This is a genomic window from Arthrobacter sp. UYEF20, from assembly GCF_040546335.1.
GTDB lineage: Bacteria > Actinomycetota > Actinomycetes > Actinomycetales > Micrococcaceae > Arthrobacter.
The window spans coordinates 330,971-352,853 of record NZ_JBEPNP010000003.1 but is presented as its reverse complement, the minus strand read 5'-3'; the positions used below and the strand labels follow the sequence as shown (position 1 = coordinate 352,853).

Below are 21,883 nucleotides of genomic sequence, written 5' to 3'. Positions count from 1 at the left end.
CGGGTCTCCCTCGACGAAGTCATCGTGACCATGCGCGAAACCGGCAAGGACATGTCCTCCAAGTACAAGGAAACCGCGATGGGCGGCCTCGCCGTCAACGTCGTGGAGTGCTGACCTCAGCCGGCGGTAGACGCCGCGGATTGCCTTGAAGGTCCATGGCTTCATGGATCTGCAGGGCAAACCAGAGTTGCGCCAGCGTGGAGGTTTCGGTCATATCAAGACCTGTCAGCTCACTGATCTTCCGGATGCGATAGATGATGGTCTGCCGATGCGCGAACAGGGCCGCCGCCGTTTTCTGCCAGGACCGTTGCATGTCAAGGAACGTCTTCAGGGTGACGATGAGATCCCCGTTTTCTCCCTGTTCATACTCGAAAATGGGTCCGAGGAGCCGCTGGACCAGTGCGTTGCCTTCCTCAAAGCTGGTGAGCCCCAGCCACGAGGGTCCCTCGGCATAGCGGACCAACCGCTCGCCGGTGCTTGATGCCGTCCCAAGCGCCCACATCGATTCCTGAAGGGCTCTCTGCGTTCCAGCGGCCGCGGAAGGCCGGCTGATCCCGATCCTCACGTCCAAGGGGACGGCATGCCGCAGCAGATCGTCGGTGCAGTCTGAGGCGACAGCCAAGTGCAATGTATTGAACCTGCGCTGGCACGCCGTCGGATAGCCGTGTCGCCAAAGATCAACGTGGATCCCTGCCAGGCGCTCACCGTCGTCGCTGGACATAGAGATGATGAGGAATTCCCGTGTCGAAATCCCGAACTCAGGCAGCCGGCTTTCAATGTCGGCGATGCCCAGGCGCCCGTCGAAGGCCTGCAAAAGGAACTCCGCACCCAGCCGGCGCTGGTTCTCGAGGGACAGCACCGTCCGCGACAGCTCCAGTCCAAGGACTGTGGCCGCATGGAGCAGCACCACCGCATCCGGGAGCGGCTCGGATTTCGGCAGCACCACCAGAAGCGCGTTGGCGTGAGTCGGAATATCCATCATAAGAAGGTGGCCGTCCCCCAAACGGTGCCACTGGAACTTCTTGCTGGCCACCGGTGACTTGCTGGTCAGCGGTTCAAGTTGCTGCCGTAAGTCCGGCGGCAACGACTGGCCTCCGGGATGCCAGGCATGCAGGCACCGTCGATCAACCACGAAGAGGCTGGCGTCGAGTTCAGCTTCGATGCCCAGGATCAGACCTAGCCATTGGTTCTCAGATGGCCCCGCCAGCCGCAGCAGGTCATAGATACGGGCCGTCTGACGCAGTCTGCGGGACTCCTCAAGCAGCGAAGCCTCAGCGACCGAACGTGCGATGGCGATGAACGGAAGCGGGTAGGGGATGTTGATGACCGGCAACGGCAGGCGGTCACAGGCTTCGAGGAACTGGGGAAGGAGCTCTGGGGCATGCATCTGCTCGCCGATCGCCAGGGCACTGGCACCCGCGTTGACCAGTGCCTCGGCCAGCTCAACCTGCCCCTCGGGATCCGCCGGAATGGAGAGCCCGTTGGTCATCATGAGCTCGCCGCCGGTGATCCATTCCCACAAGCGCGGGAGGTCGGAGGTGTGGGCCCAGGTGACCCGGTTGCCCAGGCCGGCGGAGCCCGCCAGAAGGGTCAGGCCCAGCTGTGGTTCGGCCAGCAGTTCGGCCACGGTGATCGCCATGCTTGGTTCCTGTTCCTGAGCCCGGAGGCCATCCCCAAGCCGCTTATACACATGTATAAGCCCCTCGGTTATTTGTAGTCAATCGGCGCATGTACCGCGTGACGCCGATCACTAATAGTTAAGGCATAGACATCAACCGGCGCAGGAGCTCAGCACGAAGAAGAAATCTGCCGGGCCGGCTGAAACCAAAGCAACTGAAGGATCCCTGTCATGACCACGCACAAGCCAATCGGCCCCGTCGACGCAACAAAAGTTCCCCGCTACGCGGGCCTGGGCACCTTCGCCCGGCTTCCTCAAATCGACCGTGTCCCGGACTACGACATTGCCATTGTCGGTGTCCCGTTCGACGGCGGTACCTCCTACCGCCCGGGCGCCCGCTTCGGTCCGGCTGCTGTCCGTGAAGCGTCGCGGCTCCTGCGCCCCGGCTACCACCCGGAGCTTGACGTCGAGCCTGTATACGAAGCCCAAGTTGTCGACGCGGGCGACATCGCCTGCACCCCCTACGACATCGCCCGCGCAGTCCGCGAGATCGAGGAGCAGGCCCTCCGGCTCCTCGGCGACGCCGGCTCCGGCAAGAGGCTCATCTCCATCGGCGGCGACCATACCATCGCGCTCCCGATGCTGCGGGCGTTGAATAAGGTCCACGGTCCGGTGGCTCTGCTCCACTTCGACGCACACCTGGACACCTGGGACACCTATTTTGACCAGCCGGTCACGCACGGAACCATCTTCCGCCGGGCTTTCGAAGAAGGCCTTCTCGTCGAGGACAAGTCAATGCACGTGGGCATCCGCGGCCCGGTTTACGACCGCAACGACTTCCTCCGCGACCACGAGTTCGGCTTCCAGATCATCCGCTGCTCGGACCTGGACGTGATCGGGGTTCCGGCCGCGATCCAGCGCGTCAAGGAGCGGCTGGGCGACACCCCGGTCTATGTCTCCATCGACATCGATGTCCTCGACCCGTCTTACGCGCCGGGCACCGGCACTCCGGAAATGGGCGGGCTCCACTCCCGCGAACTGCTGGCGCTGCTCCGCGGACTGGACGGCATCAACATCGTGGGCGCTGACGTCGTCGAGGTCGCTCCGGCCTACGACCACGCAGACATCACCACGGTCGCCGCGGCGACCCTCGTTTTCGACCTTCTCGCCCTGATGGTAAACCGCAGCAAGGCCTCCGCCAACGTCGTCCAAGAGCTGCAAGCCGTCACCGTTTGACCCACAAGGGCTCGGCATCGCGCCTGATTTGTACATATGTATGAACAGGTTTACGGCGTCTATTCAATCGCCGGATATCCACTGTGACAAAAGTCACGAATGATTGATACATCAGATCCCGTGCTCGACGAAGCGCCGGGACAGAACAAAGAGGTTCCCATGAACTCCCGGAATGCATCATGAGCACTCACCCCACTCACGCCGTCGCGGCCGAGGTGCCCCGGCTCGAAGACAAGACCATTCAACCCATCCCGGCCGACGAACGCCACGGCAAAGCACGGGACCTTTTCACCATCTGGTTCGGTTCCAACATCATGATCATGACAATCGTGACCGGGGGACTCGCGACCACGGTGTTCGGGCTCAGCTTTGTGCCCGCCATCGTCGGAATCATCATTGGGAACCTCGTCGGTGGCATCTTCATGGCACTGCATTCGGCCCAAGGCCCGCAGCTGGGCGTGGCGCAGATGATTCAGACCCGCGGCCAATTCGGTTCGTACGGGGCGCTGCTGATCGTTGTCATCGTGGTGATCATGTACGTCGGGTTTTTCGCGGCGAACCTCGTCTTTGGCGGCGAAGCACTAGCCGCAGTCAACCCGGGCATCAGTGTTGACGCAGGCATCATTGTCATCGGGGTCGTGAGCGTCGTTGCCACCATCTTCGGCTACCGGCTGATCCACGCCTATGCACGCTTCTTGAGCGTCGTGGCCGGTCTTGCGTTGGTGCTGGCCTTCGTCTGGATCCTGGCCGTCCACGGATTGCCGGCCAGCTTCCTGGACCAGGGAAACTTCAACTGGGTGGGCTTCATGGCCACCATCTCCGTTTCCGCCCTCTGGCAGCTGGCCTACGCCCCCTACGTTTCGGACTACTCCCGCTACATGCCTCAGGGCACCGGCTCGGCCCCGGCGTTCTGGGCATCCTACTCGGGCTGCGTCTTGGGAACACTCTTCCCGATGATCCTGGGTGCCTTGGTGGGAACGCTCGCCCTGGCACTGACCAACGATGGCGGCAACGTCGAAATAGTCGGGAGCCTGGGAGCCCTGCTCCAGCCATGGACCATGGCAGTCATCGGAATCTTCTGCCTTGGCGTTGCAGCGTCGAACGCCATGAACCTCTACTGCGGGGTCCTGTGCACCCTCACCATTGGGCAGACGTTCAGGCCGACCTGGTTGCCCCACGCCAAGACCCGGACCATCGCGGCGGTCCTCCTCTTCACCCTCGCCCTCCTGATCGCGCTGTTCGCCCGCGACAATTTCATCTTCTTCTACACGAACTTCCTCTCCTTCCTGATGTACGTCCTGGTTCCCTGGACGGCCATCAACCTGGTCGACTACTACCTTCTGCGGCACGGCGACTACAGGGTTGAAGACTTCTTCAAGCGCGACGGCGGGGTGTACGGAAGGTTCAACTGGGTTGCGATCGGAGCCTATGTTGCCGGCGCACTGATCCAGGTTCCGTTCTCGGCAACAGCGATGTTCACAGGTCCTATTGCCGCAGCGATGAACGGCGTGGACCTCTCCTGGATTGTTGGCCTGGTGGTTGTTGCACCGCTCTACTACTTTGCGGCACGGGCGTTCCGGAAGAATCAGGATGCCGCCCCCTTTCAGTCACGCACATTCGCAGCTGACCTGATTGAAGCCCCTCGGGCGTAACGCCCACCCCGGGCCTGCACCGCCCACCCCGGGCTGCACCGCCCTCCGCGGGCGTACCGCCCGCCCCCAACACAAACTCCCGACGCCGAAAACGGCGCAGAAAGCAAAGGCAAAACATCATGACACTCACTGACACCGAGCGGTTCACAGTCCGACGTTCCTCCGCGGAGCAAAGCTGCGCAAGCGTCTTGCCGCCCACAGGACACTTCATCGGTGGAGCGTTTGTTCCCGGTTCCTCGACTCAGCTCATCGACGTCGTCGACCCCACCACGGAGCAGGTCATCACGTCCGTGCAGGCAGGCACAGCCTCGGATGTGGACGATGCGGTTGAGGCGGCCGTGGCGGCCCAGAAGTCCTGGGGCGCCACGACACCGAAGGAACGGTCCGAGGTGCTCTCCCTGATCGCCAACATCATTGAAGCCAACCGTGAAGCGTTCGAAATCATCGAGTCCGCCAACACCGGTAAACCGCGGACCGTCGCGGAGGACGATGTCTCCAGCACCATCGACACCTTCCGATTCATGGCCGGAGCTTCCCGCACACTGACGTCCATGGCAGGTGGCGACTACGCCACCGGACACACCTCGGTCATCCTCAGGGAACCGGTCGGCGTCGTAGGCGTCATCACTCCTTGGAACTACCCGCTGCTGATGGCTGCTTGGAAGATCGCGCCCATCCTGGCCGCCGGAAACAGCATCGTCCTCAAGCCCTCGGAACAGACTCCGCTATCGACGCTGAAGCTGGCAGAACTTGTTGCTGGACGCATCCCCGATGGAATTCTCAACGTCGTGACGGGACAAGGACGAACCGTTGGGCAGCGACTCGCCGAACACCCTGATGTCGCCCTCGTTGCGTTGACGGGGAGCGTCGTCAGCGGGCAGGCAGTGGCGGAGACCGCGGCCAGGTCCGTCAAGCGTGTCCATCTGGAACTCGGCGGCAAGGCCCCTGTTGTTGTCTTCCCCGATGCCGACCTCCGCGCGGCCGCCGCCGGCGTGCGAAACGCCGGCTTCTGGAATGCCGGCCAGGACTGCGGCGCTGCCTGCCGCGTGCTTGTCCACGAGTCCGTGGCTGAGGAGTTCACCGAGCACTTGGTACGGGAAGTCGGCACGCTGGCCGTCGGCGCTCCGGGGGCAGGGGACGACGTGGAAATCGGTCCCATGATTTCGCGCCCGCATTTCGAACGCGTGAAGGAATCGCTTGCCGAGGCAAAGGCTGCGGGCCTTCAGATGGCCATCGGTGGTTCGGCCTTGGAAGGCCCCGGCTACTTCATTGAACCCACAGTGATCAGCAACGTACCGGCCGGCGCGCATATTGCTACCCACGAAATCTTTGGTCCCGTCGTCACCGTCGAGTCCTTCAGCTCCACTGAAGAGGCCATTACTCGGGCAAACGAGAGCCCCTACGGCCTTTCCGCCTCAGTATGGACGCGGGATGCGAGCCTCTCGCTCCGCGTTCCGAAGCAGCTCGATTTCGGCACCGTCTGGGTCAATTCACACCTGGTATTGGCTTGCGAGGTTCCGTGGGGCGGATTCAAGGGATCCGGCTACGGCCGCGACCTCTCGCTGTATGCCCTGGACGATTACTCCCGGACCAAGCACGTCATGATCAACCACGGCGCATGAGCGTTAAGACCAGCATCGGAGCTCAGCAATGACCACCACGAATCATCCCCACGCCGCGTCGTCGGCGCGCGCCGCGACCCCGTCCGCTCCCTTCGGGACAGATGTAACGTGGACCAATTGGGGCGGAAACCAGAGCGCCACGCCGGCTTTCACCGTCCGGCCGCGGACTGAACAGGAAGCGCTCGACGCCGTCCGGTTCGCCATCCGCGAAGGCCTGCCCGTGCGCGCAGTCGGCTCAGGGCATTCGTCCTCTCCGCTTGTTCAGACGGGCGGCGTCCTGATGGACATGTCCGCACTCTCGGCCGTTACCGGAACCGACCCTGTGCGGCGTCGCGCGAGGGCCCTGGCCGGAACCACCATCAGCGCCTTTGGCGATCCGCTGTGGCAGCAGGGGCTGGCACTGGGCAACCAGGGCGACATCGACAAGCAGCAGATCGCCGGGGCACTCGCCACCAGCACCCACGGCTCCGGAAAGAACCTGGGCAGCTTCTCATCAGCCCTGCGTTGGGTCAGGCTGATCAATGGCTACGGCGAAGTCGTCGAAATCGGTGAAGGGCAGCTCCGCGAACTCAGGGCCGCCCAGGTCGCATTGGGGACGCTCGGAATTTTCCTGGAGGTCGAATTGGCGGTCGAGGACCGCTATTACCTGCAGGAGGAGATTACGTATCCCACCTGGGCGGAGACCGCGGCAACCTGGCAGGCCGACATCGACGCGAACCGGCACTACTCGTTCCTCTGGTGCCCGGACGACGATTCATGCGAGCTCCTGGACCTGCCCGGTTCGCCGGGCCAGGGCATGGCGAACCGCAGCTACACCAAGCGGTACAACATCGCGCAGGTCAAGGACGAGCGTGAAATTTCCGGCACGGAGGGTGCCCGGCTGGACCGGTCTTACCGCATCTACCCGGGCGGATTCACCACACCCTTCCATGAACTCGAGTACTTCGTTCCCAGCGGGCACGGCCTGGAGGCCGTCGAGGCTGTCCAGGACCTGATCCGCACCAAGCATTCGGACCAGAAGTACCCCGTCGAGGTCCGCTGGGTGAAAGCCGACGAGGGGTACATGTCCCAGTTCCAAGGACGCGACACCACCGTCATTACCCTGACCACCGAACCTGGAACCGACTACTGGCCCTTCTTCCGGGATGCAGACGCGGTGCTGCAGGAATTCGAGCCACGCGCACACTGGGGAAAGATCCATTTCATGACGAGGAGCCGCCTGGAGCGTCTCTACCCGGAGCTTGACACCTTCATCCAGGTACGCCGGGAGTTCGACCCCCGCGGCATGTTCCTTAACGACCACACTCGTGCGCTCGTGGGCTAAATCAGCAATCCCGGCTACATCGGCAATTCCGGCGTATGCCCCCGAATAGTACCCGGGGGCATACTGCCCGCCCTGCCACAACCAATGGGGAAGAGAAGACATGAGCCATTTTCAGGACAAGGCCTACCTTGTCTCCGGAGCCAGCTCCGGCATCGGTCTCGCGACAACTCGGGCCCTTCTGGCGCAAGGGGCAAGGGTTGCAGCGGTCGGGCTCCCGGACCGGTTGCTTGAAGACGCAAAACGCCAACTGTCGGGCGCTGTGATCTTCCTCGAAGCCGACGTATCTGAGTCCGTGCAGGTCGATAGCGCCTTCGCCCAGGCGGAAGCAGAACTCGGACCCCTGAGCGGGGCCTTCAACGCCGCAGGAATCTCCAGTGTTGCGCCCATCGCCGAAACGTCCGACGAGCTGTGGCAGAGACTGATCCGGGTGAACTTGTCCGGCACTTTCCACTTCGCCCGGGCAGCGGCGCGAACGCTCTCATCCAACGGCGGTGGATCGCTCGTCTGCACGGCCAGCGAGCTATCACTCGTCGGCCAGGCGGGCTACACCGCATACACCGCGACCAAGGGCGGCGTACTTTCGATGATGCGGTCCCTGGCCGCCGAACTTGCACCTGCAGGCGTCCGGGTCAACGCACTGTCGCCGGGCACGACAGATACTCCGATGCTTGCGGCCGAGTTCGCGAACGAAGAAGAACGCGCCAGAGACGAAGCTTCCGTACCGCTTGGCCGATTCGCTCTGCCGGAGGAGATTGCAGCCGCTGCGCTGTGGTTGCTAGGTCCTGAATCCTCATATGTCACGGGAACAAACCTGGTCGTCGACGGTGGTCGAACGACGACGTTCCCGCTTGGGCATTGAATCTCACATCTAACACACACACTGAAAGGCAAAATCACATGAGCTCCGTCCTGGTCACAGGTGGTGCCGGATTCACTGGACGCCACATAGTCAACGAACTTGCCGACGCCGGCCATCAAACGGTTAGCTACAACCGGGATTTCCTCGACGCTCCACGCCCCGATGTCGTTTCCGTTCAGGGCGAGCTGTTTGATATCCCTCGTCTCCTTGAGGTATTCAAGGAGCACGACGTCGACACCATCGTCCATACCGCCGCAATATCCCACCCGACCTATTCCCTGAGCTTTCCCCTGGCAACCTTTGCTGCCAACGTCGAGGGAACGGTGGCGGTTTTCGAGGCGGCACGACTCCACGGCGTCAAACGGATCATCAACTTCTCTTCCGAGTGCGTGTACGGAAAGACCTCAGCACCGGTAGTTCTCGAATCGGAGCCAGTAAATCCGACGACGCCTTACGCCGTGACGAAGGTTACCGGGGAATGGCTCGGACAGGTCTACGGCGACAGGTATGGAATCGACGTCATCTCCCTGCGCATCGGCCAGGTTTACGGACCCGGAAACCGCATGGATGAAGTCATGCGGGATATTATGCGTGGCGTAGTCCGCGACGGTTCATTCTCACTCGACCACGGGGCCGACCACCGCTACAACCTGGTCTACGTCCGCGACGTCGCTCTTGCCGTACTGGCGGCAGTCCAGACATCGCAAACAGCCTCGGCCAGGTCCCTGGCCTACAACATCTCCGGCAGCGAGTACTGGACACTCAGCGACGTCGTCAAAGAAGTTCGAATCGCATTCCCGGACGCCACCGTGGAGATCGGGCCCGGGACGGATCCGACCCTGGACTTGCAGGGCCACTTCAGTATCGCTTCCGCAGCCAAGGATCTGGGCTACGAATCGGCCTGGCCACTGCAGCGGGCCCTCGGCGATTACGCCGACTGGCTCTCCACCCATGAGAACTGACCTCGATAAGAGCGGATGGAGGCAGGGGGCGGCATGCGTTGCGGCGTTGACGTTCGACGTCGACGCCGAGTCGCCCGTCCTGGCCGCCGGCCGCCGCTATGCCGACAACGCGATGGCGATGACTCACCAGGCGTTCGGACCCAAGGTGGGTGTTCCGCGTATTCTCCAAATGTTGAAGGATGTCCAGCAGCCGGCGACATTCTTCATTCCAGGCGTAACCGCGGACCGATATCCCGGCATGGTTGAACAGGTCCTGGAAGCGGGGCACGAGATCGCGCACCACTCACACACTCACCGCACCGCGGTGAACATGAGTTTCGACGACGAACGCGCCGACTTCGATCTGGCTCTTGCCGCGCTCGGGCGCTACGGCATTTCTCCAAAGGGGCATCGCGCCGCGATGTGGGAGCCCTCGTGGCAGACACCGTCGTTGGTGGCTGAGTACGGGTTGAAATACGATTCCAGCCTGATGGATGCGGACGTCCCGTATCTCATTGAAACCCCCGCAGGAACGGTTGCGGAGCTCCCCCCGCATTGGAGTCTGGACGACTGGGAGCAGTATGCCTTCCTTCCGGAACCCAAGATCGGTGAAATCATCCAGTCGCCACTTGTCGTGGCGGACATGTGGATTCACGAGATCGACGCAATGCGACGTCATGGTGCTCTTTTCATGCTCACCTGCCACCCGTTCCTCACTGGGCGGGCAGGACGGCTGGAGGCGCTGCGGACCGTTATCGAAACGGCGCTGGAACGAGGCGACGTCCGCTTCTCGACGTGCGAAGCACTCGCGGAAGCGGCACTCGGTGACCCTGCATTGATTGCCGAGCCCCTCAATCCAGTTACAGCGTCCGCGGAGCTCTATCCGGACTACTGAATCCGGACTACTGAGCCGTGCGACACGGCGAACATTGGTGATCCCAAAACACAACAGGCCAGGGCGAAGCCCTTGGCCGCGCATCAGCCACGCCCGCTGCGCGTTGTGAAGCTTCCACCCTAAGACCGACCCAGCGAAAGAAGGCTCATAGCAATGAACTCCCCGTCCCAGCTGTTGTCGGACGTACCTGGTCCAACACAGACGCCTAATCCTGAATCCCTCCAACTCAAACGGGAGATGGGGTTCTGGTCCTCTTTCTCTTTGGCGTTCGCCTTCATGTCGCCAATTATCGGCTTGTACGGAGTTTTTGGCTTGGCCCTGCTAGCGGCAGGCCCGGCCTTCTGGTGGGGCCTTTTAGTCGTCCTCTTGGGTCAGGCGCTAGTAGCAGCTGTACTTGCCGAGCTCGCTTCACGTTGGCCTGTTGCCGGCGGAGTCTGCCTTTGGTCTAGATCCCTTCTCGGGCACACCTACAGCTGGTACGCAGGATGGGCCTATATCTGGACCCTGATCATCACAGTTGCCGCTGTGGCCTTCGGTGGAGGCACATTTCTTGCCTCATTGCTAGGCATAGAACAGCCTGACACCACAACGAAAATCATGCTGGGCGCCGTCATCCTATTAGTGAGTACCATAGCCAACTCCGCCGGAAGGAAATGGCTGAGTCTGCTAGTGACTGTGAGCATCGCGTGCGAGGTCATCGCCAGCCTGGGAGTCGGGTTGGTACTCATCATCTTCCATCGCCGAAATTCCCTCAGCACGATTCTGGAGTCTTTCGGAACCGCACCCGACACAACTGCATATGTCTTTGGGCCTTTCCTTGCCGCAGTGGCAATTATCGGATGGTCGTTTGTGGGATTTGAAAGTGCGGGCGCAATAGCCGAGGAAGTTCGATCTCCCGAACGCAAAGTGCCGCGGGCAGTACTGACGTCGCTGGTCACGGTGGCATCTGTCATAACGTTTTCATGCCTGGCCCTGCTCCTCGCAATCCCGGATATTGACGCCGCCATGTCGGGGGCAGACCCGGACCCGATTACGACAACCCTCACGGCCAATCTTGGCGAGGGAATCACCAAACCCCTCCTGGTGACCATCGTCCTGGGATTCATCGCGGGGACGGTGGCGCTCCAGGCGGCTGTATCTCGATCGATTTTCGCATTCGCCAGGCTGGATGCTCTACCTGCGGCCAAGGTTCTGAAGCGTCTCAGCAAGACCGACCGACTGCCCATCAACGCCCTCCTAGTCTCCGCGGTCGCTTCGCTGATTGTCCTTGCTCTGTCGGCATCGCAGGTGTATGGCGCCCTTATTGCCTTCGCAACGGCGGGCTTCTACGTGGCTTTCATATTTCCAGTGCTGGCCGCGCTGATAGTTCGGCTAAAAGGAGAGTGGAAGACCGGACCCTTCAGCCTGGCAGTTCTCGGCCCAGTCGTAAACATGGCGGCGCTGCTGTGGTTGGGTTTTGAGATCGTCAATATTGCATGGCCGCGGCAGCCAGAAGCACCCTGGTACCAGAACTACGCAGTGATTGTGGTTTTCGTGATCCTTGGCCTGGCGGGTCTTGTGGTGGAGAAACGCCTGCGCCAACGCAATAGCGGCTCCATCGAGTCAGAGCCGGAACTGATGAAAGTCGGGCCGTGAGCGCCGCCCAGCAAAAAGCTGACCAATAGTCCCAAACACAAGATGAGAGGCCCCGTGATCACATGAATATCGGGGCCTCACATTTATTCTGCGTCGCAGCGACTGGCAGCTGCACTGCTTCTAATACGCACGCATAAGCGCCTCTGCTTTTTTGATTCGCGAGAATCCGCTCGCGCATCACTTCGGCGTAGCAGGGCGGGCGGCCGCGTGGTCACCGCCCCCACCAACGGCGCCGCGGAAATCGCGATGGAGCACAACCTCGGCCTGACCTGTGACCCGATCGGCGGGCTCGTGCAGATCCCGTGCATCGAACGCAACGCGATCGCCGCGGCCAAGGCCGAGCCTGGCGGGACCTAGCTGGCGGTAAAGGCCGGTTCGGCGAGCTCCGCCACACGCAGCTCGCGCCCCCGCAGCACCACCTCAGCGAACTGCCACAAGATGGCGCCCGTTGGCGCGTGGACCACCATGTCACGGCGCAGCGGCATTTGGAGGAGCGAACCACCGGCTGGCTGCGGTTGCCAGCGCGGGACCCCCGGGGCCGTCAGGACCCCTAGTGGCAGCGGGTGCAGCGAGGCCACTTCGGCCGGATGCCTGCGGGGCCGCTGCGGCCCGTCCAACAGGACAACAACGGGAGTGATGACGATGCCGCGGCTGGCCGGAAAATCGTCCAGCACGCCAACGACATCGTCACGCGATGCCGCGATCCCCGTTTCCTCGTGCAACTCGCGCAGTGCTGTGTCCACAAGATCCTCGCCCGGATCCATCCGTCCGCCGGGAAGCGCCCACTGCCCGGCGTTGGAGCCCCTGGCCACACGCTTGATCATCAGAAAGTGAGGGGCGTCGGCCTTTGCGTAGACGGTGATGGCGACGGCGGCACGGCGCAGTCCGGGCCCGTCCTGGCCCGCAGCGTGGCGGGTCCGGTGTTCCAGACGGGAACGCCACAGGCCACGAAGTCCATGTTGTGGCACTGCCATGCCGGTCATGGGTCAGACCACGCTTTGGGTCAGGTTGAGTTCCTTGTCCACAATGGACACCAGCATGGTCCGCATGACATCAACCGTCATGTCAGGGGCGCCGGTCAGGATCTTGATGGCTGCGCCGTCGGTGGCCGAGGTCAGCAGGCGTGCGAATCCCACCGCATCAATGTCGCGGAAGATTCCCTGGCGCTGGCCGCGGCGGACAATACTGACAACTGCATCCATCCAGCGGGCGTAGAAGTCGTTGTGGATGGGCCGCAGCGAAGGGTTGAGGCAGGTTTCGGACCAGAACTGGAGCCAGATGGACCACTCGTTGCGTACTTGGATGCCAACCGGCAGCTGAAGCTCAATCAGCGCCAGCAGGCGCTTGTGCGCATTGTCTATCTGGCTCAGCACCGCGCCCTGGCGAACGAAGGCCTGGTCCACGCAGTAGCGCAGTGCCTCGCGGAGGACATCGTCCTTGCCGGGGAAGTAGTAGTGGATGGTGCCGGTACTGGTGCCGCAGATCCTGGCTACGTCCTGCACCCGGACATGGTGGTACCCGCGCTCAGCTATCAGCTGCCACGCGGCTTCAAGAATCGCGTTCCTGCGTTCCTGGGATCCCCTGGACTCGGCCGCATCACTCATTGCAGTTCCTTCCACGGAACATCGCTTGTATCGACGACTATAGCTTAGTTCAAAACTGACCCGTCAGTCAAAGATTTGGTGTGAAGTTTCAGGCGGAGGCTGGGCGGTCGCCAGAATTCTCCCGTTTATGACAGGCCGATTTTTGCCTAGATGTAGGCATCTATGGTCTCAGAGCAGATCTGAGTCTTGACAGTTGTGATGGGAGACACAAAGCTAGACAAATGACCGACGCGTCAGTCAATGCGTCAGGATCCTTCAAACCTTCCTTCATCGCCGCAGGAGGCACCGCCCATGACCGTCCACCGACGCCACAAGAGTTTTCACCTCATTACTGCTCTGGCCATGAGCGTTTCGCTTCTGGCACTGTCCGGGTGTTCTTCAGGTGCGGCAGCGGACCCGGCCGCGGCCGCCGCCGGCTCTACACCCAAACCCGGCGGCAATCTGCGCGTGGGCCTTGTGGGTGGATCAGCCAAGGACACCCTGGATGCCCACGCACCCGTGACGCATCCGGATGAAGCCCGTGCCATCCAGCTCTACGACACGCTGGCCAGCTACGACAACGAACACAAGATCCAAATGGCGCTGGCTGACACGATTACGCCGTCGGCCGATGCGACGTCGTGGACCGTGCACCTGCGGGCCGGCCTGAAGTTCAGTGATGGTAAACCCATCACCGCCGACGACGTCGTCTTCACCTTCAAGCGGATCACAGATCCCAAAGCGCCGATGGCCGGTGCCGCGGCCCTGGCCACGCTGAAGCGCGACGAACTCACGGCAACTGACTCCCAGACCGTCGTCTTCACCTTCAGCGCACCGTACGCCACGTTCCCTGACACAGTCGCCCAATACACCTCCGGCATTGTCACCGCCGGCTACGACCCCAAGAAGCCAGTCAGCTCCGGTCCCTTCATGCTGGACAGCTTCACCCCTGGCCAGCAGAGCGTGTTTGTGAAGAACCCGCACTACTGGCGGGCCGGCCAGCCGTACCTGGATAAAGTCACCATCATCGACTTCCCGGATGATACTGCCCGGGTGAACGCGCTCCTCGGCGGCCAAGTGGACGCCATCGACCAACTGCCGCTGGGACAGGTCAACGTGGTCAAGGCCAATCCGGCCATGAAGGTCCTCGAATCGTCCACGGGCTCATGGCTGCCGTTCACCATGCGGGTTGACCAGGAACCATTCAACGATCCCAAGGTGCGCAAGGCCTTCCGGCTCATTGTTGACCGCAAGCAGATGGTTGATCAGGTGTTGGGCGGTCACGGGAGCATCGGCAACGACATGTACTCGCCGCTTGATGCCTGCTACCCCTCAGACGTTGCACAGCGCAGCCAGGACATCGACAAAGCCAAGTCGCTGCTGGCCGAGGCCGGCAAGAGTAACCTCAGCGTCGATCTGGTGACGTCGCCGGCGGCGGCCGGACTGGTTGAGGCAGCACAGGTCTTCGCTCAGCAGGCCAAAGCAGCGGGTGTGACGGTCAACGTCAAAAAGGTGGACCCGGGTGAGTTCTATGGGGAGCAGTACCTGAAATGGAACTTCTCCCAGGACTTCTGGTTCACCCGCGACTACCTGCCTCAGACAGCGGCGTCCGGACTCACGGGAGCGCCTTACAACGAGACCCACTGGGATAATCCGGAATGGTCGGCACTCGTCAACAGCGCCCAGTCCACCACGGATGAGGCAGCACGCTGCGGGCTCATCAAGCAGGCCCAGAAGATCGAATTCGACCGCGGCGGCTACATCATCTGGGGCTTCCCCAACAGCGTAGATGCCCACAGCTCCGCCGTCACCGGGTTGGTGCCGGACAAGAGCGGGATCCCGCTGACGTCCTTCGGCTTCCGCAGCGTCTGGTTGAACAAATAGTGGCAACCCCGGTCATGAAGGGACAAGTCATGAAGGGACAAGCCGTGAACATCCGGGCCCCGAAGCCCGAGTGCGGGGGCATCCGGAGACTGTTGGTCCGGCGCTCAATGTTCGGGCTGTTCACCCTCTGGGTTGTTTCGCTGGTGGTCTTCCTCGCCACCCAGGCATTGCCCGGTGACGCGGCCCAGGCCATCCTGGGCCGCGAGGCCACCCCGGAACGGCTCGCTGCCTTGCGCGAACAGCTCAACCTCGGCGGATCCCTTCCGGAACAGTACTTCGGCTGGCTGGGACACCTGCTGACGTTCAACCTGGGCACGTCGCTGGCGGGCGGAGCACCCGTCAGTGATGCCGTCGCCCCCATGCTTCAGAACTCGGCCGTCCTGATGGCGTGTGCCGCCGTCATCGCCATCCCCCTCTCGATCGGCATCGGAACCTGGAGTGCGCTTAAGAAGGACACGGCTGTGGACCACGTGACGGGAATTGTCACCCTGGTTCTGGCCTCGCTGCCGGAATTCGTGGTGGGAGTGCTGCTGGTCCTGCTTCTGGCAACCGGGCTTTTCCATCTGTTCCCGGCCGTGTTTGTCCTCATCCCGGGTGAACAGGTCTGGAGCAACCCGGCACAGCTGGTGCTTCCGGTCCTGACCCTGGTGCTGGCTGTCTCCCCGTACATCATCCGCATCATGCGGGCCACCATGCTCGAGGTCCTGGACAGCCAGTACGTCCAGCAGGCACGGCTCAAGGGGCTGCCGGAGCGCATCGTGATCCTGCGCCATGCCTTGCCGAATGCCATCGGCCCGGTGGCCCAGGTGATTGCGCTGCAGCTCGCCTGGCTGATCGGCGGTGTGGTGATCGTCGAGTTCCTGTTCCGCTTCCCGGGCGTCGGATTCCAGCTGATAGACGCCGTAAACAACAGGGACCTGCCCGTGGTGCAGGCACTGGTTATCGTCATAGCCCTCTTCTACGTGGTGGTGAACCTCCTTGCCGATGTGGTCACCCTCGCCGCCAACCCGAAAGTAAGGACGGCACCATGAGCATCAGCACGAGCACCCGGACCGCCGGCAGTTCCGCGGAAACAGGCCGCGCCGCCCGCAAGCAGGGGCTTTTCAGGCGGGCACTTCAGTCCAAACGCACGGTGGTGGGCCTTGTGCTGAGCCTGGCCGTTCTGGCCGTGGCATTCTTCGGCCCGTACCTGGCACCGCATTCCCCCACGGACTTTGTGGCGGCGCCTTTCTCAGCTGCGGGCACCGGTGGGCCGTTCGGCACCGACAACCTCGGACGGGACGTCCTTTCGCGCTTCCTTGCAGGCGGGCAGACCCTGATGATCCTCGCGATCGTCGCCACCGCCCTCGGCGTGGGCCTGGGCGCACTGGTGGGAGTGCTGGCCGCCTACCGGAGGGGCTGGCTGGATGAATTGCTGATGCGCACCGGCGATGTGGCCCTGGCGTTTCCGCAGATCGTGCTGGCTCTCCTGTTCCTCTCCATCATCGGTCCGCAGCTGTGGCTGCTTGTACTGATGGTGGGCCTCGGCCACCTTCCCCGGGTTGCCCGCGTGGTCCGCGGCGCCGCGCTGTCCGTGGTGGAGCGGGACTTCGTCAAGGCCGCCGAGTCGGTCGGCATTCCGCGCTGGCGCATCATGATCGGCGAGATCGTCCCGAACATCAGCAGCACGCTGGCTGTGGAAGCCGGCCTGCGTCTGACGTACTCGATCGGGCTGGTTGCGGGGCTGAACTTTCTGGGACTCGGAATGCAGCCGCCCGCTGCGGACTGGGGCCTGATGATCAACGAGAACCGGATTGCCCTGACAATTTCCCCGTGGTCGGTGGCCCTGCCCGTCATCGCCATCGCCGTGCTGACGGTCGGCACAAACCTGGTGACCGACGGTCTGGCCAAGGCATCCATCGGCAGCGACAAAGGAGTCACGGTATGAGCACGGCCGCACCCACCCTGGTGGTGGAGGATCTGAAAATCATCGGTGTTCCGTCGATGGCTGCGATCATCGAGGAGCTGTCCCTTGAAGTCCGTCCCGGCGAAATACTGGGGGTCGTCGGCGAATCGGGCTCCGGCAAGACCACGCTTGGCCTGGCATTGCTGAATTATTGCAAGGAAGGCACCCAGCTCGACGGCGGCAGCGTCAGCGTGGCCGGGCAGCAGCTGGCCGGGTTGCACTGGCGCCAGGTGCGCCAGCTCCGCGGGCGGACGGTTGCCTACATCCCGCAGTCGCCGGCGTCAGCGCTGAACCCGGCCCTTCGCATCGGCACCCAGCTGAAGGAATGCCTTTCCGGCCCATCAGCCCAGGTGCTGGGCCGGGTCCGAGAGGTGCTGCGGGAGGTGGCATTGCCCGACGACGACGCCTTCCTGGCGGGGTACCCGCACCAGTTGTCCGGCGGCCAGCAGCAGCGCGTAGCCATCGCCATGGCTTTCACCGCGCGTCCGGCATTGATTGTTATGGATGAACCCACGACGGGCCTGGACGTCAGCACCCAGGAGCACGTTCTGGCCACCGTGCGCTCCATGTGCAAGACCTACGATTGTGCCGCCGTCTACATCAGCCACGATATGGCGGTGGTTGCCGAGCTGGCCGACCGGATTGCCGTGATGTATTCCGGCCGGATCGTGGAAATCGGCAGCACAGCCGAGGTCCTGGCCAATTCACGCCACCCCTACACCGGGCGCCTGCTCCTGGCGGTGCCGGATCTTCACGCCAAGCGCCCCATGATCGGGATTCCCGGCCACGCGCCGTCGCCGCTGGCCCGGCCGCAGGGCTGCGCCTTCGCGCCGCGCTGCCCGCTGGCGGACGCCGGATGCGGCACGGACGCCCCCGCAGCCATCGAGGTTGGCCCCCGGCACACGGTGCGGTGCTTCAAACCGGAGCAGCCGCTGCCTCCGGTCCCGGTCCGGATTGCGCCCGTCCGTTCCGCCCCGGCCCCGGAGCGCCAGCCTGTTGTCACAATCGACGGGCTGACCGCCGGCTACGGCAGGAACACTGTCCTGGAGGGCATCAACCTCGAGGTGTACGCCGGGGATTGTGTGGCGCTGCTGGGCGAATCCGGGTCCGGAAAGACCACCCTGAGCCGCTGCATCGCCGGGCTGCATCATGACTACACCGGCTCCATCTCGCTGCACGGGGGCACCCTGGCACCAAGCAGTTTCAAGCGCACCAAGGATCAGCGGCGCCGCGTGCAGTACATCTTCCAGAACCCGTACGAGTCCCTGAACCCCCGGCGGACGGTGGAAGAACTGATCCTGCAGCCCGTCACCGCCGTGCGCGGCAAGGTGAGGAATGCCCGCGAGATCGTGGCCACGGCACTGGAACGTGCTTCGCTGCGGCCGGACCACGCCACACGCTATCCGGACCAGCTCAGCGGCGGTGAACGCCAGCGCGTGGCAATCGCCCGCTCACTGGCCACCGAACCCGAGGTCCTCATCTGCGACGAAATCACCTCGGCCCTGGATGTCTCGGTGCAGTCCTCGCTGGTGGACCTGCTGCGCGGGCTGCAGGCGGAAATGGGTCTCACCCTGGTCTTCATTACCCACAACATCGCCCTGGTGCGCAACATCGCGCAGCAGGTGGCCGTGCTGGAGCGCGGCCGGATCGTCGAATTCGGAGAGGTGGAGGGCGTGTTCGCCGACCCCCAGCATCACTACACACAATCGCTGCTCACAGCGACGCCCAACTTCCAGCTTCCCGACAAACTGAGGGCCTCGTGAACGGGGCAGGGGTGCCCGCACCCAGCTTCCACGCCGAAGCCCTGGCAGGAAAGGTTGTCCTGATCACCGGCGGCGGCACTGGCATCGGCCGTGCCACGGCCCTCGCCATGGCCGGCTGCGGTGCGAAGCTCGTGCTCGCCGGCAGGCGGGAGGTCCTCCTGAAGGAAACAGCCGAACTGGTCCGCCGGGCCGGCAGCGAGGCCATCGCCGTCGCAGGGGATATCCGCGAGCCGGAGCAGGCCACCGAACTTGTGGACGCCGCGCTCGCCACCTTCGGCCGGATCGACGTCCTGGTCAACAACGCCGGAGGCCAGTTCCAGTCCCCGGCCGAGGACATCTCGCTCAACGGCTGGCGTGCCGTGCACCGGCTCTCGGTGGACTCCGTCTGGAACCTCACCCGCGAGGTGGCCACGCGGAGCATGATCCCAAACCGCTCGGGCCTGCTGGTCTTTATGGCGTTCTCGCCACGGCGCGGCATCCCAGGCATGGTCCATGCCACGGCCGCGCGTGCCGCCGTCGAAAATCTCGCCTCCGGGCTGGCACTGGAGTGGAGCCGCTTCGGGATCCGCTCCGTGGCCGTGGCCCCGGGCAGCATCATGAGCGACGGCCTGGAACAGTACCCGGCCGAGGCCCGCGCCGAATGGGAACTAGGAGTCCCGCTCGGGCGTCTCGGCCAGCCGGAAGACGTGGCCGACGTCATCACGTTTCTGGCCACCGACGCCGCACGCTACATCACCGGAACCACCATCACCATCGACGGCGGAGCCGACGCCTGGGGCTCAGGCCGTCCCGTCCCCGCCAAGGAGCTCTCATGACTGCAATCACGGACCTGTCCGTTCTGCCCGCCGCCGGCGCCGATGCAGCCGCAGGCAACCTGCGCGCACTGTTCGCACCCAACGCCGTGGCGATTATCGGCGCCAGCGACGACACCCGCAAGTACGGGAACTGGATCGCCGTCCAGGCGCTCAAAGGCGGCATCCCGGTCCACCTCGTGAACCGGAGCAAGTCCACCGTGCTGGGCCGCCCCGCCGTTCCCAGCGTCGCCTCCATCGGCAGCCCTGTGGAGCTCGCGGTCATCGCCGTTCCGGCGGCCGGATTTGAGGACGCCGTGGACGACGCCCTGGCCGGCGGTGCCAAGGCGATTGTGGGCATCAGCGCGGGCCTGGGCGAAGCCGGTGGGGAAGGGCTCCTGCTGCAGGAACGCATCACGGCCAAGATCCGTGCCGCAGGCGCCCGGCTCCTGGGCCCCAATTGTCTGGGAGTGCTGGACCACAGCAGCTCGCTCATGCTCGCCTCCAACGAATTCCCGGTCGGCAACATCGGCGTGATCTCCCAGAGCGGCAACCTTGCCCTGGAACTGGCCACCCTCCTGGTGGACCACGGACTGGGCGTTTCCCGGTTCGCATCCCTGGGCAACCAGGCGGACCTCGAGGCCGCGGACCTGATCGACGCATTTGTGGAGCATGAGGGCACCGCCGCGATCGCCGTGTACTGCGAGGACTTCCGCGACGGACGCCGTTTCGCCCGTGCCGCCCAGCGCGCCGCGGAGGCCGGCAAACCTGTTGTGCTGCTGACCGTCGGCGCCACCGACGCCTCGGTCCGCAACGCGAAGTCGCACACCGGCGCCATGGTGTCCGCCGGAATCGTTGTGGAGGCTGCCTGCCGCGCCGCCGGAATCGAACAGGTCACCTCGCCCGCCCAGATGGCGCATCTCCTGCAGGCCCTGGTCCGGAGCCGGGTGCCGGCCGGCTCCCGGACCGCCGTGTTTGCCGACGGCGGCGGGCAGGCATCCGTGGCCAGCGACAGCGCCGCTGCCCAGGGACTCGACGTCGTCGAGTTCGGCGCCGCACTGCAGTCGGCCATCGCCGCGGAGCTGCCGCCGACGGCCGCGGTCAGCAACCCGGTGGACGTCGCCGGCGGCGGGGAGCAGGACATCATGTGCTTCCAGCGGATCCTCGGCCACCTGACGGCGAGCGACGACGTCGACGCCACCCTCATGAGCGGCTACTTCGGCGGGTACGGAAGCTACGGGCCCGAACTCGCAGCACGCGAAGTGGAGGCCGCCCGACGGATGGCGGCGGAGACGGCCGCCAGCGGCGGCACCGTCCTCGTCCAGACGATGAACTGGCAGTCAGCCGCTGCCTCTGCACTCCGCGAGGGAGGCATCCCCGTCTACCGCGGCATCGAGGAAGCCGCGTGGGCGCTGGGACGGCTCGCCCGGCGCCACACTGAACCGGCCACCGGAATTCCTGCGCTGCCATCCCCGGCACTACCCGTTGAAGGGACGGGTTACTACCCCTCACGCCAGCTCCTGGCCGGCGCCGGCATTCCGTTCGTCGGGGCGGCCGAGGTTTCGAGCGAGGACCAACTCCTGGATGCCGCGGCAACCCTCCGCTACCCGCTTGTCCTCAAGGCCCTGGGGGATGGCCACAAGTCGGACCGCGGGGGTGTCATCCTCAACATCGCCGACGAGACAGCGCTGCTCGCGGCGTGGCGGGATGTCGGCGCCAGGCTCGCACCGCCGTCGTGCTCCATCGAGGAAATGGCGGACCTCGCCGGCGCGGTCGAACTGCTGGTGGGGGTGCGACGCGATCCGCGCTTCGGCCCGCTGGTGCTGGTGGGCCTCGGCGGGGTTTTTGCCGAAATCCTCCGTGACGTGCGCTGCGCACTCGGTCCCGTGACAGCCGCACAGGCCAAGGACATGCTGCTGTCCCTGCGCGGGGCGGCGCTCCTGACCGGGGCCCGCGGCCGGACGCCGGTGGACATTGACGCGGTGGCCGACGTCGTCGCCCGGCTTTCAGAGGTGGCCGCCGCCCACCCGGAGATCACCGAAATCGAATGCAACCCGGTGGCGGCAATGCCGGCGGGCGCCATCGCGCTGGATGCCCGGATCGTGCTCGGCTGAGCCGTTCCGCAAGACAAACCA

The 21,883-nt window shown here is 63.9% G+C and carries 18 protein-coding genes and 1 pseudogene; 16 read left to right on the top strand and 3 right to left on the bottom strand.

Annotated features, from left to right (window positions below):
* Positions 1 to 114: L-serine ammonia-lyase, iron-sulfur-dependent, subunit alpha (locus tag ABIB26_RS05780; protein ID WP_190614658.1), on the top strand; the 114-nt coding region annotated here is incomplete at its 5' end.
* On the opposite strand, the gene ABIB26_RS05775 is transcribed toward ABIB26_RS05780, so the two are convergent.
* The gene (locus tag ABIB26_RS05775; protein WP_354240410.1) at positions 95 to 1,639 is read right to left on the bottom strand and encodes a PucR family transcriptional regulator; all 1,545 of its coding nucleotides are present in this window, start codon (positions 1,637 to 1,639) and stop codon (positions 95 to 97) included. The two genes, ABIB26_RS05780 and ABIB26_RS05775, sit on opposite strands and share 20 nt — an antisense overlap.
* A 210-nt stretch (positions 1,640 to 1,849) precedes the next feature.
* On the opposite strand from ABIB26_RS05775, the gene speB reads away from it, so the two are divergent.
* The 9 genes and pseudogenes from speB to ABIB26_RS05730 form a co-directional block, all read left to right on the top strand.
* Positions 1,850 to 2,854, top strand: a complete 1,005-nt coding sequence (speB, locus tag ABIB26_RS05770) for an agmatinase (protein WP_354240408.1) — start codon at positions 1,850 to 1,852, stop codon at positions 2,852 to 2,854.
* Between the two features lie 179 nt (positions 2,855 to 3,033).
* Positions 3,034 to 4,506: a purine-cytosine permease family protein gene (locus ABIB26_RS05765; protein ID WP_354240406.1), complete on the top strand. Its 1,473-nt coding sequence runs from the start codon at positions 3,034 to 3,036 to the stop codon at positions 4,504 to 4,506.
* Between the two features lie 119 nt (positions 4,507 to 4,625).
* Positions 4,626 to 6,128 (top strand): aminobutyraldehyde dehydrogenase, encoded by a 1,503-nt coding sequence (locus ABIB26_RS05760; protein ID WP_354240404.1) that lies wholly within the window; start codon positions 4,626 to 4,628, stop codon positions 6,126 to 6,128.
* 28 nt (positions 6,129 to 6,156) lie between these two features.
* A complete protein-coding gene (locus ABIB26_RS05755) occupies positions 6,157 to 7,452 on the top strand; it encodes a D-arabinono-1,4-lactone oxidase (protein WP_354240403.1) in 1,296 nt (431 codons plus the stop codon).
* A gap of 100 nt (positions 7,453 to 7,552) precedes the next feature.
* The gene (locus tag ABIB26_RS05750) at positions 7,553 to 8,311 is read left to right on the top strand and encodes an SDR family NAD(P)-dependent oxidoreductase (protein ID WP_354240401.1); all 759 of its coding nucleotides are present in this window, start codon (positions 7,553 to 7,555) and stop codon (positions 8,309 to 8,311) included.
* A gap of 38 nt (positions 8,312 to 8,349) precedes the next feature.
* On the top strand, positions 8,350 to 9,273 hold the full coding sequence (locus ABIB26_RS05745) for an NAD-dependent epimerase/dehydratase family protein (RefSeq protein WP_354240399.1): 924 nt from the start codon (positions 8,350 to 8,352) through the stop codon (positions 9,271 to 9,273).
* Positions 9,274 to 9,319: 46 nt separating this feature from the next.
* Positions 9,320 to 10,147 (top strand): polysaccharide deacetylase family protein, encoded by an 828-nt coding sequence (locus ABIB26_RS05740; RefSeq protein ID WP_354240397.1) that lies wholly within the window; start codon positions 9,320 to 9,322, stop codon positions 10,145 to 10,147.
* Positions 10,148 to 10,300: 153 nt separating this feature from the next.
* Complete coding sequence (locus tag ABIB26_RS05735) at positions 10,301 to 11,782, top strand: APC family permease (protein ID WP_354240395.1); 1,482 nt, start codon at positions 10,301 to 10,303, stop codon at positions 11,780 to 11,782.
* 231 nt (positions 11,783 to 12,013) lie between these two features.
* Positions 12,014 to 12,121, top strand: a pseudogene (locus ABIB26_RS05730) (L-serine ammonia-lyase, iron-sulfur-dependent, subunit alpha); the annotation flags it as partial.
* Positions 12,122 to 12,135: 14 nt separating this feature from the next.
* Here ABIB26_RS05730 and ABIB26_RS05725 read toward each other — a convergent pair.
* Positions 12,136 to 12,765: an NUDIX hydrolase gene (locus ABIB26_RS05725; protein WP_354240393.1), complete on the bottom strand. Its 630-nt coding sequence runs from the start codon at positions 12,763 to 12,765 to the stop codon at positions 12,136 to 12,138.
* Positions 12,766 to 12,768: 3 nt separating this feature from the next.
* The gene (locus tag ABIB26_RS05720) at positions 12,769 to 13,386 is read right to left on the bottom strand and encodes a TetR/AcrR family transcriptional regulator (protein ID WP_354240391.1); all 618 of its coding nucleotides are present in this window, start codon (positions 13,384 to 13,386) and stop codon (positions 12,769 to 12,771) included.
* Positions 13,387 to 13,728: 342 nt separating this feature from the next.
* Between ABIB26_RS05720 and ABIB26_RS05715 the strand changes: the two genes are divergently transcribed.
* From ABIB26_RS05715 to ABIB26_RS05690, 6 genes are read left to right on the top strand one after another with little or no spacing between them, the layout of a single operon-like run.
* Positions 13,729 to 15,249 (top strand): ABC transporter substrate-binding protein, encoded by a 1,521-nt coding sequence (locus ABIB26_RS05715; protein WP_354240389.1) that lies wholly within the window; start codon positions 13,729 to 13,731, stop codon positions 15,247 to 15,249.
* Between the two features lie 29 nt (positions 15,250 to 15,278).
* Entirely contained in the window at positions 15,279 to 16,280 is a 1,002-nt protein-coding gene (locus ABIB26_RS05710) for an ABC transporter permease (protein WP_354240387.1), read from the top strand.
* Complete coding sequence (locus ABIB26_RS05705) at positions 16,277 to 17,176, top strand: ABC transporter permease (protein WP_354240385.1); 900 nt, start codon at positions 16,277 to 16,279, stop codon at positions 17,174 to 17,176. Before ABIB26_RS05710 ends, ABIB26_RS05705 begins: the two co-directional genes overlap by 4 nt.
* Positions 17,173 to 18,957 (top strand): ABC transporter ATP-binding protein, encoded by a 1,785-nt coding sequence (locus tag ABIB26_RS05700; protein WP_354240383.1) that lies wholly within the window; start codon positions 17,173 to 17,175, stop codon positions 18,955 to 18,957. The genes ABIB26_RS05705 and ABIB26_RS05700 overlap by 4 nt, the downstream gene beginning before the upstream one ends.
* An 11-nt stretch (positions 18,958 to 18,968) precedes the next feature.
* The gene (locus ABIB26_RS05695; RefSeq protein ID WP_354240381.1) at positions 18,969 to 19,772 is read left to right on the top strand and encodes an SDR family NAD(P)-dependent oxidoreductase; all 804 of its coding nucleotides are present in this window, start codon (positions 18,969 to 18,971) and stop codon (positions 19,770 to 19,772) included.
* On the top strand, positions 19,769 to 21,862 hold the full coding sequence (locus ABIB26_RS05690) for an acetate--CoA ligase family protein (protein ID WP_354240379.1): 2,094 nt from the start codon (positions 19,769 to 19,771) through the stop codon (positions 21,860 to 21,862). The genes ABIB26_RS05695 and ABIB26_RS05690 overlap by 4 nt, the downstream gene beginning before the upstream one ends.
* Positions 21,863 to 21,883 lie beyond the last annotated feature (21 nt).

Excerpts from the sequence above, each read along its gene's own strand:
- ABIB26_RS05700 (WP_354240383.1), top strand. The coding sequence starts at position 17,173 with ATGAGCACGGCCGCACCCACCCTGGTGGTGGAGGATCTGAAAATCATC.
- ABIB26_RS05750 (WP_354240401.1), top strand. The coding sequence starts at position 7,553 with ATGAGCCATTTTCAGGACAAGGCCTACCTTGTCTCCGGAGCCAGCTCC.
- speB (WP_354240408.1), top strand. The coding sequence starts at position 1,850 with ATGACCACGCACAAGCCAATCGGCCCCGTCGACGCAACAAAAGTTCCC.
- ABIB26_RS05705 (WP_354240385.1), top strand. The coding sequence starts at position 16,277 with ATGAGCATCAGCACGAGCACCCGGACCGCCGGCAGTTCCGCGGAAACA.
- ABIB26_RS05760 (WP_354240404.1), top strand. The coding sequence starts at position 4,626 with ATGACACTCACTGACACCGAGCGGTTCACAGTCCGACGTTCCTCCGCG.
- ABIB26_RS05755 (WP_354240403.1), top strand. The coding sequence starts at position 6,157 with ATGACCACCACGAATCATCCCCACGCCGCGTCGTCGGCGCGCGCCGCG.
- ABIB26_RS05720 (WP_354240391.1), bottom strand. The coding sequence starts at position 13,386 with ATGAGTGATGCGGCCGAGTCCAGGGGATCCCAGGAACGCAGGAACGCG.
- ABIB26_RS05745 (WP_354240399.1), top strand. The coding sequence starts at position 8,350 with ATGAGCTCCGTCCTGGTCACAGGTGGTGCCGGATTCACTGGACGCCAC.
- ABIB26_RS05725 (WP_354240393.1), bottom strand. The coding sequence starts at position 12,765 with ATGACCGGCATGGCAGTGCCACAACATGGACTTCGTGGCCTGTGGCGT.
- ABIB26_RS05710 (WP_354240387.1), top strand. The coding sequence starts at position 15,279 with ATGAAGGGACAAGCCGTGAACATCCGGGCCCCGAAGCCCGAGTGCGGG.
- ABIB26_RS05715 (WP_354240389.1), top strand. The coding sequence starts at position 13,729 with ATGAGCGTTTCGCTTCTGGCACTGTCCGGGTGTTCTTCAGGTGCGGCA.
- ABIB26_RS05765 (WP_354240406.1), top strand. The coding sequence starts at position 3,034 with ATGAGCACTCACCCCACTCACGCCGTCGCGGCCGAGGTGCCCCGGCTC.
- ABIB26_RS05690 (WP_354240379.1), top strand. The coding sequence starts at position 19,769 with ATGACTGCAATCACGGACCTGTCCGTTCTGCCCGCCGCCGGCGCCGAT.
- ABIB26_RS05735 (WP_354240395.1), top strand. The coding sequence starts at position 10,301 with ATGAACTCCCCGTCCCAGCTGTTGTCGGACGTACCTGGTCCAACACAG.
- ABIB26_RS05775 (WP_354240410.1), bottom strand. The coding sequence starts at position 1,639 with ATGGCGATCACCGTGGCCGAACTGCTGGCCGAACCACAGCTGGGCCTG.